General features: G+C 67.1%; 9 protein-coding genes. 4 read left to right on the top strand and 5 right to left on the bottom strand.

All coding sequences use genetic code 11. The features are described from left to right. The first annotated feature begins 34 nt into the window (after positions 1-34). A complete protein-coding gene (locus tag ACQRAG_RS06685) occupies positions 35-292 on the top strand; it encodes a hypothetical protein (RefSeq protein WP_289615909.1) in 258 nt (85 codons plus the stop codon). 332 nt (positions 293-624) lie between these two features. Here the strand turns inward: ACQRAG_RS06685 and ACQRAG_RS06680 are convergent, their stop codons facing one another. Together ACQRAG_RS06680 and ACQRAG_RS06675 are read right to left on the bottom strand one after the other, a co-directional pair. Then, the gene (locus tag ACQRAG_RS06680) at positions 625-2,079 is read right to left on the bottom strand and encodes a glycosyltransferase family 2 protein (protein WP_289615908.1); all 1,455 of its coding nucleotides are present in this window, start codon (positions 2,077-2,079) and stop codon (positions 625-627) included. Between the two features lie 93 nt (positions 2,080-2,172). Further along, positions 2,173-3,315, bottom strand: a complete 1,143-nt coding sequence (locus ACQRAG_RS06675; RefSeq protein ID WP_204626403.1) for a DegT/DnrJ/EryC1/StrS family aminotransferase — start codon at positions 3,313-3,315, stop codon at positions 2,173-2,175. 281 nt (positions 3,316-3,596) lie between these two features. Between ACQRAG_RS06675 and ACQRAG_RS06670 the strand changes: the two genes are divergently transcribed. After that, positions 3,597-4,511 carry a DMT family transporter gene (locus ACQRAG_RS06670; RefSeq protein ID WP_040369675.1) on the top strand — a complete coding sequence of 305 codons (915 nt, stop codon included), beginning with the start codon at positions 3,597-3,599 and terminating at the stop codon, positions 4,509-4,511. Positions 4,512-4,858: 347 nt separating this feature from the next. On the opposite strand, the gene ACQRAG_RS06665 is transcribed toward ACQRAG_RS06670, so the two are convergent. Then, complete coding sequence (locus ACQRAG_RS06665; RefSeq protein ID WP_239463824.1) at positions 4,859-5,233, bottom strand: hypothetical protein; 375 nt, start codon at positions 5,231-5,233, stop codon at positions 4,859-4,861. Between the two features lie 24 nt (positions 5,234-5,257). Between ACQRAG_RS06665 and mutL the strand changes: the two genes are divergently transcribed. Further along, positions 5,258-7,438 (top strand): DNA mismatch repair endonuclease MutL, encoded by a 2,181-nt coding sequence (mutL, locus tag ACQRAG_RS06660; RefSeq protein WP_304037505.1) that lies wholly within the window; start codon positions 5,258-5,260, stop codon positions 7,436-7,438. A gap of 287 nt (positions 7,439-7,725) precedes the next feature. Here the strand turns inward: mutL and ACQRAG_RS06655 are convergent, their stop codons facing one another. Further along, positions 7,726-10,419, bottom strand: coding sequence for a heavy metal translocating P-type ATPase (locus ACQRAG_RS06655; protein WP_427803811.1), 2,694 nt, complete (start codon positions 10,417-10,419; stop codon positions 7,726-7,728). Between the two features lie 169 nt (positions 10,420-10,588). On the opposite strand from ACQRAG_RS06655, the gene ACQRAG_RS06650 reads away from it, so the two are divergent. Further along, entirely contained in the window at positions 10,589-11,038 is a 450-nt protein-coding gene (locus tag ACQRAG_RS06650; RefSeq protein ID WP_168935322.1) for a Cd(II)/Pb(II)-responsive transcriptional regulator, read from the top strand. A gap of 107 nt (positions 11,039-11,145) precedes the next feature. Here the strand turns inward: ACQRAG_RS06650 and ACQRAG_RS06645 are convergent, their stop codons facing one another. Beyond that, positions 11,146-12,495, bottom strand: coding sequence for a sugar transferase (locus ACQRAG_RS06645; RefSeq protein WP_168935323.1), 1,350 nt, complete (start codon positions 12,493-12,495; stop codon positions 11,146-11,148). Positions 12,496-12,526 lie beyond the last annotated feature (31 nt).

The following is a 12,526-nucleotide window of genomic DNA, read 5'->3' as shown; positions in this document are numbered from 1 at the left end:
ATTTCCCAGCTTTGTGAGAAAGGATTACCTAGGCATGAGCAATCCCATTACCGTGAAAGGCTATGTCTGTTCTGTGCCCCGTGCCGCCGATGCGCGGCAGGCCAGTGTGGCTGTGGTGCAGGACGATGTGGAATATCGCATCATCCCTCGTGGCGCCGGTGCCGATCTGGCCGACGAGGTGAGCGCCCTGGTGGAAGTGACCGGCCTGCTGGAGCAGGTGGACGAGGTCAACTACATCCAGGTCCGCGGCTATACGCTGGTGGACGATACTTCTTCCTGGGACGACGAATAGCGCTTTCACGGAACGCACGCCGGACCGGTACTGACGCCGGCGGCGGGCGTTGCCGCGCTGTTTCCCGGTTACCGCAGGACGGCATGGCCGTCATGTCCGCTGCACGTCAGGCGTGCAGGTCTGGGCGTGCGTCCGCGGGAACGTCTTTCGGGACCTGATATGAGGCGAGGCATGCAGGGCATGCCCCGTCTGTTGTCGCACGATATGTGGAGACGGCGGGAACGCATCACGCGTTCCCGCCGTCTTTTTTATGGGCATCAGCCTGTTGGGCGCCACGGCCCGAAACGAAAGACCACCCGCCGTGCGGGTGGTCTTGATGTATCCAGTATCCCCTAGCGGCGGCGGATCACGGAGGGCAGGGCAAAATACAGACGCGCGGCCAGGTCGAAGCAGGCCCCGGGCAGATAGCTGGCCCACCAGAACAGGCGGTATTTGCGCGAGCCGTCACGCCAGGGCCGGATGACGGCGCGGGCCTCGCTGCCGCGCCCTTCGCGCCACAGACTCACGGCCTTCTGGAAGGCGGCGCGGCGCGTCAGCAGGCTGACGAGTTCGGGATGCGCCGCATCATAGCCGGGCCAGAGGCGGCGGTGCTTTTCCAGGATGTACAGGGTCTCGTCCGAGAACTGGCCGAACTTGCGGAAGGTGGTGTTGTTGCCGTGCACCCGCCACAGGGTCAGGGGCGCGTCCACATGATCCAGTTCCCAGTCATGGGCCACGCGGTAGAAGATATCGGCCTCCTCGCAAACGTTGAGGCTCTCGTCGAACCAGACCGGCGCGCCTCCCTCACGGGCGGGCGGGCAGACCACGCTGTCCAGGGCCGCGCGGGAGAGCATGGCCGAGGACATGGAGATCCACTGCCGTTCCATGAGGGCGGCAAAGGCCTTGCCGCGCTGGGGGCGGGACTCGGCGAACAGGCGCTTCAGCACATGTTTGCCGTCGAAGATCTCGGTATCGGTGCTGACCAGGCCCACATGCGGATCGGCTTCGAAGCAGGCCACCTGACGGGCCAGCTTTTCGGGCCGCCACAGGTCGTCGCAGTCCAGAAAGGCCACATAGCGGCCCCGGCTCCGGGCGATGGCCAGATTGCGGGCCGCGCCCAGGGGCACGGTCTCTTCGCCGCGAAAATAGCGCAGGCGGCCGGCCAGCCCGGCATGGCCCCTGGCTATCTGCGGGCTGCTGTCCGTGGAGCCGTTGTCCCAGAAGATGACCTCGAAATCGGTGAAGGTCTGGGCGGCCAGGCTGTCCAGGGTCTCCTGCAGATGTTCGGAGCTGTTCAGGCAGTTCATGATGACGGAGACCACGGGGGCCTCGGACATGGGGACATGATGCATGGATGTACCTCGCGATGACGGGGGCGACAGGTTCATGGAGCGTACGGGCCGGAAGACCCAGAGACGGCACAGCAGATAGAGGAAGAGCGGGGCCGCCAGGGAGGCGGCAGGCAGGGCCAGACCGTGGGGGACGCCGCACCAGCCGAGCCCCCGGGCGAACAGGTCGCCCAGCCAGAGGCCCGCGCCCTGCACCAGGACGAAGCGGGGCAGCATGCGGGCGTGGTCGCCGCCCCTGATGCCGAACGTCCAGAAACAGTGCCCGGCATAGGCAGCCAGCAGGGCCAGCAGCCCGGCAAGGCCATGGGCCGCCGGGGCGGGCCAGCGGGCCCAGCTGACGAGCAGATGGCCCGCCCAGAGATAGCAGAGGGTGGCGCTGCTGCCCACCATGCCGAAACGGAGCAGGGAACGGGACAGCAGGCTGCGGGCAAAGGCCGTGGTCTCGGACAGTATCGTCATGGCATGTTCGGGTGGCATGCGCCGGGCATGGCCCCGTACCGGCAGGGGCCGGACGGGCGGAGCCGCCTGCGGCGGCTCCGTTATCGGGAAAGGTCAGGCCAGGGTTGCCGTGATGACGTCGCAGATGTGTTCCACATCGGCGGCGCTCAGGCCGGGATGCATGGGCAGGGTCACCAGTTCGCCGTAAAGCTGCTCCGTCACGGGCAGGGGCAGGGAGCCCGGAGCGGGGCGGAACAGGCTCAGCAGATGGTTGGGCTTGTAGTGGACGCCCACAGGGATGCCCGCGGCGGTGAGGGCGGCCTTAAGCTCGTCCTTGCGGCCGTTGAGCACGCGCACGCAGACGATGTGCGGCACCACGAAGTCCTGCGGGTCGGTCTGCAGGAGGCGCAGGCCGTCCAGCCCCGCCAGACGCTGCCGGTAGATGTCGCCCAGGGCGCGGCGGGCCGGGATGAATTCCCCGTCCAGACGCGAGAGCTGCACGCGGCCGATGGCGGCCATGATGTTGCTCATGTGGAAGCGCCAGCCGATGCGCTTCACGTCCGGGTCCCAGGTGCGGGTGCCGGCAAAGCGGGAGCGGGTGTCGCCTTCCACCGAGAGCAGGCGGGCGTCGGCGGCATAGCCGGCTTCCGTGGCATTGAAGAAGACGGCGCAGCCGCCTTCGCCGGAGGTGATGTTCTTGATGCCGTCAAAGCTGAAACAGACCACGTCCCCGAAGCTGCCGATCTTGCGGCCGTGGTGCAGGCAGCCGAAGGCATGGGCGGCGTCTTCGATGACGCGCAGGCCGTGTTCTTTGGCGAAGGCATGGACCTCGTCCAGGTGCCAGGGGTTGCTGGCGTAGTGGACGGGCATGATGGCCAGCGTGTCGGGCGTGATGCGGCGGGCGGCGTCCTTGAGGTCGATGGTGCCGGTCTCGGCCAGCACGTCACAGGCCACGGGCTCGCAACCGGCGGCCTCGATGGCCTGGAAGGAGGCCACGAAGGTCAGGGACGGCACCAGGATCTGCGGCTTGCGGGCGGCATCGCGCGGGGCGATGGCGTCCACGGCCAGGGTCAGGGCGGCGGTGCCCGTGTTGGTGGTCACCACCTGTTCGGGCGCCACGCCCAGATAGGCGGCCAGTTCCTGTTCGAACAGGCAGGTCTCGTGTCCCATGCCCAGATAACCGTCTTCGACGATGACGCGCCGGACGGCTTCGGCCTCGGCTTCGCCCACGATGGAACGGGAAAGACGCATGCTCATGGCATCTCCTCATGTTTCATGGAAAAGTACCGGGCAGAGGCAGCCCGGAACTTTGCAATACGCTCTATCGTACGGCTGGGCAAGCAAGGTGTGGGGGACTTTTGTGCACGGTACGGGGCGGCAGGGCGGGCAGCCGTGCCGGGGAGGTACCCTGCGGTATGTGTGCGGACGGGCTGCTCTTTCGCTCGACCTTTTGCCCCGGCTTTGGCATGCTGCTGCGACGCAGGGAGGCCCGGACCGGCCGCGCCTCCGGCCCCGGCTACCGAGGAGGAGATATCGTCATGTGGGTTCGCATCTGGCCGCATCTGGCCCTGCTGCTGGCCATGGTTTTCTGGAGCACGTCCTATGTGGCCCTGCGCATCGCGCTCAGCGCGCTGGATCCGTTCACGGTCATGGCCGGGCGCATGGGCGTGGCCACACTGCTGTTCCTGCCGCTGTGGGGCGGGCTGCTGCGCGACCTGCGCCGCAAGGGGCAGTGGCGCTGGCTCCTGCTCATGGCCTTTGCCGAGCCCTGCTGCTACTTTTTGCTGGAGACCCGCGCCCTGTGCCTGACCACGGCCTCGCAGGCGGGCATGATCATCTCGCTGCTGCCGCTCATCACCGCCGTGGTGGCCTGGCGTCTGCTGGGCGAGCGGGTCAGCCTGCGCGGCTGGATAGGCTTTGCCCTGGCCGTGGCCGGGGTGGTCTGGCTCTCCCTGCAGTCGGCCGTGGACGAGACCGCCACGGCGCCCGTGCTGGGCAATTTCTTCGAGGGGCTGGCCATGGTCTGCGCCGCCCTGTATACCGTGCTGGCCCGGCGTCTTTCCGCCGCCTATTCGCCCTTGCAGATCACGGCCGTGCAGTCCTTCGTGGGCATGAGCTTTTTTGCCGGGCTGCTGGCGCTGGCGCCCCTGGACTACACGCCCGTGCTGCTGCATGTGGAAGTGCCGGACTGGGCCCCCTGGGCCAGTGTGGTCTATCTGGGCGGGGTGGTCTCGCTGGGGGGCTACGGCCTGTACAACGTGGGGGTCAGCCGTCTTTCCGCCGCCGGTGCCGCCGCCTACACCAACCTTATCCCCATCCTGACCCTGGCCAGCGGCGTCATCCTGCTGCGCGAGGTCTTCTTGCCCGGCCAGTACATGGCCTCGGTGCTGGTGGTGGCCGGGGTGCTGCTCAGCCAGTGGGGAGGCCAGAAAGGCCGGCGCGAGGATAGTTAGGGGCTGTGCGGATTTTGGGGGGAAGGGGGACCCATCATCTCTGCTGTCGATGCCCGTAAAGCTCCTTTGTCGCTGACGGGCACGGCCCTTTGGGCCGCCATTCGGTCGTTGCCAACGCGGGCCCCTTTCCCCAAGCCCCATCCCCTCCCCAGCGCGTTTTGACGGGATCGGCCGAGGCTGGGGGATACGGATTCGTGGTGTGCCTGCGGCAGCAGGGATGGGCCCCGGACGCCGGGCCTGTGTTCGCCGGGCTTTGGGGAAGATGTCCGGCAGGTTCGGAAATATAAAAAACAGGGCGCCCGTCTCCTGAAGGAGACGGGCGCCCTGTTTTGGCTCTGCGGGAAGGATCAGGCATTGCCCGCGTAGAACACGTGGCGGGCGCTGCGGGCCGCGCTGATGCGGTAGATCTGGATGGTGTAGCGGCCCTTGCCGCCGCACAGGGGGCAGGAGTCGGTGATCAGCACGCAGCTGGCATCCAGTTCCAGCGGGTCGATGCCCACGGCCGCCAGCAGGCGGCGGGTGCGCCCCTTTTCCCAGACGATGGGCGCGCCGCAATGGCCGCACTCCACATAGAGCATGTCGGGATCGAAGGCTTCCGGCTGCGGCAGCACGGGCACGTTGACCGTATGGGGGGCCTCTTGCCGCGCGCTCAGGGAGCGGCTGCCGTGCAGCAGGGGGCGTCTGCGGTTGAGGGGGCGCCGGAGGGCGCGCTTGCCTTGCATCTGGCGGCCGGATAGAGTGGCCGCATGTCTGGAGTATCTCGTCATATTCGTTTGTTACCGCCTGAGTTGCGCAATCAGATCGCCGCCGGCGAGGTGGTGGAGCGCCCGGCCAGTGTGGTCAAGGAACTGGTGGAAAACAGCCTGGATGCCGGCGCCACGCGCGTGGACGTGTTTTTGGAGAACGGCGGCCAGAGCTGCATCCGCGTGCAGGACGACGGCGCGGGCATCGCCCCCGGTGAACTGGAACTGGCCGTGACCCGTCACGCCACCAGCAAGATCGCCAGCATGGACGATCTTGAGCATATCGCGTCCTACGGCTTCCGTGGCGAGGCCCTGCCGAGCATCGCCTCGGTGGCCCGCTTCAGCATGGAATCCGCCGTGACCGGAGCCGACGGCGGGACGGAGGCCAGCCGCATCGTGGTGGAATTCGGCCGCCTGCTGGCGGTGGAGCCTTCGGCCCTGCATCGGGGCACCATCGTGGAAGTGCGCGATCTGTTCACCAATATACCCGCACGGCTCAAGTTTTTGAAGACCCCGGCCACGGAGCTCAAACGGGCCCAGGACTGGCTGGTGCGTCTGGCGCTGGCCCGCTGCGACGTGGGTTTCACTCTCAGGGCCGGGGAACGCGAGGCCCTGCGCTTTTTGCCCGGGCAGAGCCTGCGCGACCGCCTGGCCCTGCTGTGGCCGCGTCTGGTGGTGGAGGCCCTGCGGCCGTTCGATGCCGAACGCCACGGCATCCGGGCCCGGGGGCTGGCGGCCCTGCCGTCGGTGAGCCAGCAGCGCGGGGACCGCATCCTGCTGTACGTCAACGGCCGCAGCGTCAGCGACAAGCGCCTGCTGGCCGCCGTGCGTGAGGCCTACAAGGGGCGCATCACCAGCCGGGACTATCCGCAGGTGGTGCTCTTTGTGGACATGCCGCCCGACATGGTGGACGTCAACGTGCATCCGGCCAAGAGCGAAGTCCGTTTCCGGGACGAGTCCTCGGTCTTTTCCGCCGTGCTCCATGCCGTGCAGGGGGCCCTGGTCAGCGATGTGGAAAGCGTGCTGGATGCGGCCCGTGAAGCCGACGATGCCCGTCCCGTGGCGGCGCAGTCCCGCCTGTGGGACGACCTGCCCCCGCGCCCGCAGGGCTTTTGGGGCAGCGCCGATGCCGCGCCCCTGATGCGGCATGCGGAGGACGAGACGCGGGAAGACGAAGGCCAGTGGCAGGTGCGGCGGCCCGATGCGGACGACGGCACGGCCCCTGGGGCCATGACGGGCACGGGAAGCGTGGCGGATGCCCCGTCCATGCCGTCGTCGTCCGGCAGTGCGGCGGCCTTCGCCTCCGGGCGGACGGCCCCTGCGGGCCTGCGGGAAGCCGTGCCTCCTTCGGCGTTTTCGGTCGCGTCCTTTGCGGAGGATGCGGAGGGGACGGGACGTTTGTCCGCCGACAGACAGGAATTTTTCGAGAGCGCCCGGCAGACGGCCCGCATGGCCATGCCGCCCGACCATGTGACGACTGCAGCAGGCCGTGAAGGCTCGGACGGGACCGCAGCGGAAAGCTTTCCTGTGCCGGAGACGGACGGGCCGGAGGGCCTGCCGGGAACCGGGGAGGCCGTCTGCGGTCCCGGTACTGCCGTGACGGACGAAAGCGTCGCCGGACGGCATGAGCTGGTGGTGGGCGGCCTGACCTATCTGGGCCAGGTGGCCGAGACCTACCTTGTCCTGCGCGATGCTTCCGGCGCCCTGATGCTGCTGGACCAGCACGCGGCGCACGAGCGCGTGCTTTACGAGCGTTTGCGCAAGGGGGCCTTCGCGGGCACGGCCCAGTGCCTGGCCCTGCCGCTGGAGCTGGCCCTGCAGCCGGTGGAAGAAGAGCGCTTTCTGGAAGTACGCGACAATCTGGAGCGCATGGGCTTCGATGTCTCCTGCTCCGGCGGCCGCCTGCTGGCCCGGGGCATCCCGCCTTCCCTGTCCCGCAGCGAAGCCGGGGAATTCCTGCGCGAGGTGCTGGCCGGTCGCAAGGACGATATTCGCGCCATGTTCATTTCCCTGTCCTGCAAGGGCGCCATCAAGGCCGGGCAGCGTCTGGCCGATGACGAGGCCGCGGCCCTGCTGCGCCAGTGGCTGCATACGCCGGAGCGGGAATACTGCCCCCACGGCCGCCCCAGCATCCTGCGCTGGGATGCCGTGGCGCTGGAGAAACTGTTCAAGCGGCGGCAGTGAGGCCTCCGGCCCTGTGGCGTGCGCGGTGTTCCCATACGCTGCGGGAAGGCCACGCTCCGGTGCCGACGGGCCTCAGCCGCAGGGCGCATTTGCCCATGACCGGCGGGCAGTTGTTCTGACCGTGCAGGGAAAACGGGCATCCGGGTGCCGTATGGATAAGAAAAGACCGGGACAGTCCCTCAGGGACTGTCCCGGTCTTTCATTCAGGGGATGGGAAGCAGCGGGGCCTCACAGACAAGTGCAGAGTCCCATGAAGCAGCGGCTGCAGCTGCCGCAGCCGGGCATCTCTATTGCCGCATGGCCCGCAGGCCGTTGGCCACCACCAGCAGGGCCGTGCCCACGTCGGCGAAGACGGCCATCCACATGGTGGCGTGACCGGTGAAGGTCAGGGCGAAGAACAGCGCCTTGACGCCCAGCGCCAGCGTGATGTTCTGCACCAGGATGGCAAAGGTGGCCCGGGACAGGCGGATGAAGCGGGGGATCTTGCGCAGGTCGTCGTCCATGAGCGCCACGTCGGCGGTCTCGATGGCGGTGTCCGTGCCGTTGCCGGCCATGGCGAAACCGACGTCGGCCCGGGCCAGCGCCGGGGCGTCGTTGATGCCGTCGCCCACCATGCCCACCTTGTGTCCCCGGGCTTCCAGTTCCTCAATGACGGCGAGCTTGTCCGCCGGGAGCAGACCGGCCTTGAAGCTGTCCACGCCCACCTGACGGGCGATGGCCGCTGCCGTGTGTTCGTTGTCTCCGGTGAGCATGACCGTGGTCACGCCCAGTGCCTTCAGTTCCCTGACAGCTTCCAGACTGCTTGCCTTGAGCGTATCGGCCACGGCGAACAGGGCCCGGATGCCGTTGTCGCCCACGAGTGCGACCACGGTCTTGCCCTGCTGCTCCAGCCGGGAGATCCGTTCGTCGAGGGCTGCCGGGTACCGGCCCAGCGATGCCGCAAGGGCGCGGTTGCCCAGATACCAGCGCCGGCCGGCCATGATGCCGCTGACGCCCTGACCGGGCAGGGCCGTGAAGTCGTCCACGTCCTGCAGGGGGATGTGGTCCGCCAGGGCGGCCTGGGCGATGGCCCCGGAAACGGGATGGTCGGAGCGGGCCGCCAGACTGGCCGCCAGCGAACGGACGGCCGCTTCATCTTCCTGCCCCGTGCAAAGGCAGTCGGTCTGGCGCGGCTTGCCGTGGGTGAGGGTGCCGGTCTTGTCCAGGGCCAGGCAGTCGAGGCGTCTGCCCTGTTCCAGGAACATGCCGCCCTTGATGAGGATGCCGTAGCGGGTGGCGGCGGCCATGCCGCTGACGATGCTCACCGGCGTGGAGATGACCAGGGCGCAGGGGCAGCCGATGACCAGTATCACCAGCGCGGTATAGATGGCGTCCGTCCAGGCGCTGCCCAGGAACAGGGGCGGCACCAGGGCGGCCAGCAGAGCCACCAGGAAGACGGCCGGGGTGTAGTAGCGCGCGAAGGTATCCACAAAGCGCTGCATGGGGGCGCGGCTGCCCTGGGCCTCTTCCACGGCATGGATGATGCGGGCCAGCGTGGTGTCCGTGGCCGCGGCGGTCACCCGGAATTCAAAGGAGCCGGAGGTATTGAGGGTCCCGGCGTAGACCGTGTCCCCGGCCTGCTTTTCCACCGGCATGCTCTCGCCGGTGATGGGCGACTGGTCCACCAGGGAACGGCCGTCCAGCACCAGACCGTCCAGGGCGATCTTTTCGCCGGGGCGCACGCGCACACGGCTGCCCACGGCCACCGTGCGGATGTCGGCTTCCTGCCAGCTGCCGTCCTCACGCAGCACCGTGGCCGTATCGGGCGCCAAGGCCAGCAGGTCCTTGATGGCGTTGCGGGCCCTGTCCAGGGCCTTGGCCTCGATAGCTTCCGAGACGTTGAACAGCACCATGACCATGGCGGCTTCCGGGAACTGCCCGATGAGCACGGCCCCGGTGACGGCCACTGACATGAGGGCATTGATGTTCAGGTCGAGGTTGGAGACGGCCAGCCAGCCCTTGCGGTAGGTGGTCAGGCCGCTCAGCAGGATGGCGATGAGGGCGCAGCACAGGGGCAGGAGCGTCAGCACGGGCCAGCCGCCCACGCTCCAGGAGGCCATATCGAGACCGAAGGGACGCGCCCCCCAGTGCTGGATGAGCTCCAGGATCTCGGAAAGGGCGGCAAAGCCGCCGGCCACGGCCAGCCGCTTCCAGGGGATGCGGGGGGCCGGGATGGCATCGTGCGCCTGTGTCGTGCCTTCCAGCAGCCGGGCGCCCATGTCCAGCCCTTCCAGAGCGGCGGTGATGGCCGGGAGGGCCGCGGGCTCGTGCCGCACGCGCACATGGCGCTGCATCAGGTCGATCTCAAGGCCGAGCAGGCCTGGCAGGCCCTCCAAGGCCTTGCGGATGAGGCGTTCTTCCGTGGGGCAGTCCATGCCGCTCACCGCAAAGACGGCCGTGGCGCCTTCGGCGGCATCCAGCGGCTCCGGCGTCATGTCGATGGCCTTCAGGGCCGCCTCGATGGACGCGGTGGACGGGAGCTCATGCTCCACGGTGAGCACGCGCTGCATGAGGTTGAAGGTGAGGCCGGTGATGCCGGGCACAGTGGCCAGCTTCTTCCTGATGAGCGCCTCTTCCATGGGGCAGTCCATGTTGAGGATGCGGTACACGGCGCGCGTGGCGGAAGGGGCCGCCAGCGTGCTCCAGTCCACGGCCTGGGGCGCGTCATGGCCGCAGCAGCAGGAGCCGTGCTCGTGCGCATGGTCGTGGTCGCAGCTTTCGTGGTCATGCGCATGGCAGCTTTCCGCATGGGCGTGCGGGTGGTCGCCGTGCCCGTGGTCATGGCCGCAGCACTCGTGGCTGTGGTCATGGCTGTGGCTGCCGTGCTCGTGGCCGTGGTGTTCGTGCCCGGCGGGCAGGGTGGCATGAAGTACCTTGTCACATACGAAGCCGTGCGGGTGCCGGGCACCGCAGGGGCATAAAAACAGTGTTTCACTGCTCATGGTCGTTCCTCCACGGGGATGCCGGTGTCCGGCGTCCCCTGGTCGTTCTTGCTATAGACAGACCATAGGGCCTATAGTAACTATAGGGTCAAGAGGGGAGGAAGCGTTGGGAAAAAATTTTTTCCGCAGCTGCCGTTCCGCCCCGGACAAGCCGGATCGGAGGAGGCGCATGAAAGTGAAGATAGGCGAGCTGGCGAAGATGACCGGCTGTCAGGTGGTCACCATCCGCTATTACGAGAAGGAAGGGCTGCTGAAACGCCCGGAACGCACGGAACGGAACTATCGTCTTTACGGGGACGAGGACATCGCGCGGTTGCGCTTCATCCGGCATTGCCGCCGGCACGGCATGAGCCTGGACGAGATCCGCACCCTGCTGGTATACAGCGACCATCCCACGGGCAGCTGCGACTGGATCAACAGGCTCATCCGCACGCATATCGAAGCGGTGGAGCAGCAGATACGGGATCTTGAGCACCTCAGGGCGCATCTTGAATCCCTGTACCACAAATGCGACGGCAGCCGGGAAGGGGGCTGCGGCATCCTGAAGAGCCTCATCGACGGCGAGAACTGCCAGTACTGTCAGGCACGGCAGCAGCGCACGGGGCAGGAGCATCCCTGAGTTACGCAGGGCCGTCTTTGGGCCCCTCTGCATTCGGACGGGAAGAAAAAAACGGGGCGGATCAGCCGGCTGATCCGCCCCGTCGTGCGTGTACCGGGATGTCCGGCCTAGCGCGCGCCCTTGGGGAAGAGCACCACGCCCACGGTCTTGAAGATGATGTGGATGTCCAGCAGGATGGAGATGTTCTTCACATAGAACAGGTCGTATTCCAGCTTGTGGCGGGCATCTTCCTCATTGGCGCCGTAGGGGTAGCAGACCTGGGCCCAGCCGGTGAGGCCGGGCTTCACGGTATGGCGCAGGCTGTAATAGGGGATGTGTTCCTTGAGCTGCTTCACGAAGGTCATGCGTTCGGGACGGGGACCGATGAAGCTCATGTCGCCCTTGATGATGTTCCAGATCTGGGGCAGCTCGTCGATGCGCACCTTGCGGATGAACTTGCCCACGCGGGTCACGCGGGCGTCATTGGCGGCGGCCCAGACGGCGCCGTTCTTTTCGGCGTCGGTACGCATGGAGCGGAACTTGTAGACCGTGAATTCCTTTTCATACAGGCCCACACGATCCTGACGGTAGATGACCGGGCCCGGCGATTCCAGGCGGATCAGCAGGGCGGTGATGAGCATGATGGGCGCGGCCGGGATGAGCAGCATCAGGGACAGGAACAGGTCGAAGGCGCGCTTCAGGCGGCGCAGGCTGCCGCGGGTGTTGAGCGAAAAGCCTTCGGTCTGCAGCAGCCATTCCTCGGTGATCTGGGAAAGGGGCAGGCGCTGCACCACATGCTCGTAGAAGGTGCGGATGTCCACCACCATGGCGCCGTGCAGCTTGGCTTCCAGCAGGTCATGGGCGATGTCGTCGTCGATGGGGGCGTCGGGCAGGAGCACGATCATGGTCGCGCCGTGCTTCTTGGCGGCTTCCAGGGCCATGAAGGGCGGGCCAAAGCACTCACCGGCGTCGGGATCTTGGTCCTTTTCACCCACATAGCCCAGGATGCGGGCCTTGGGCAGGCCTTCGGCCAGCAGCTTGCGCACCTTGCCGCCGCGGTCCACGCCCACCAGCAGGACGCGCAGGGGATGGGTCAGCTTGTCGGCATTGAGGTAGTAGAGGAAGCGCCAGCCCAGGCAGAACACGAAGGAGAGCGCGAAGAGCAGGAGCACGGTCACGCGGTCGAAGCGCCAGTTCTCCAGGGCGAAGGACGCCGTGGCCGAGCTGATGATGCCCAGCACGCAGGCCACCAGGATGCGGCCCAGGGTGTCCTTGAAGTCTTCCATGCCCACGCTGTAGGCATCGAGGATGTAGAAGAACAGCAGATAGAAGAAGATGGTGAACAGGGAGGCGCCGGTGTAGTCGTCAAAGACGCTCAGGTCGGGCGCGATGGTCACCATGCCCGAAACGGCCAGGGCCAGCAGGATGCAGCACAGGTCCACCACCTGCATCAATGCCATGCGGTAACGGCTGATCATAGTTTCTCCATTTTTTCGTACAGTGGACGGG

Origin of the sequence: Desulfovibrio sp. SGI.230, assembly GCF_050313065.1 — a bacterium.
Classification (GTDB): domain Bacteria; phylum Desulfobacterota; class Desulfovibrionia; order Desulfovibrionales; family Desulfovibrionaceae; genus Desulfovibrio.
Note: the sequence above shows the minus strand (reverse complement) of the source record. Positions and strands in the feature narration are given on the sequence as shown.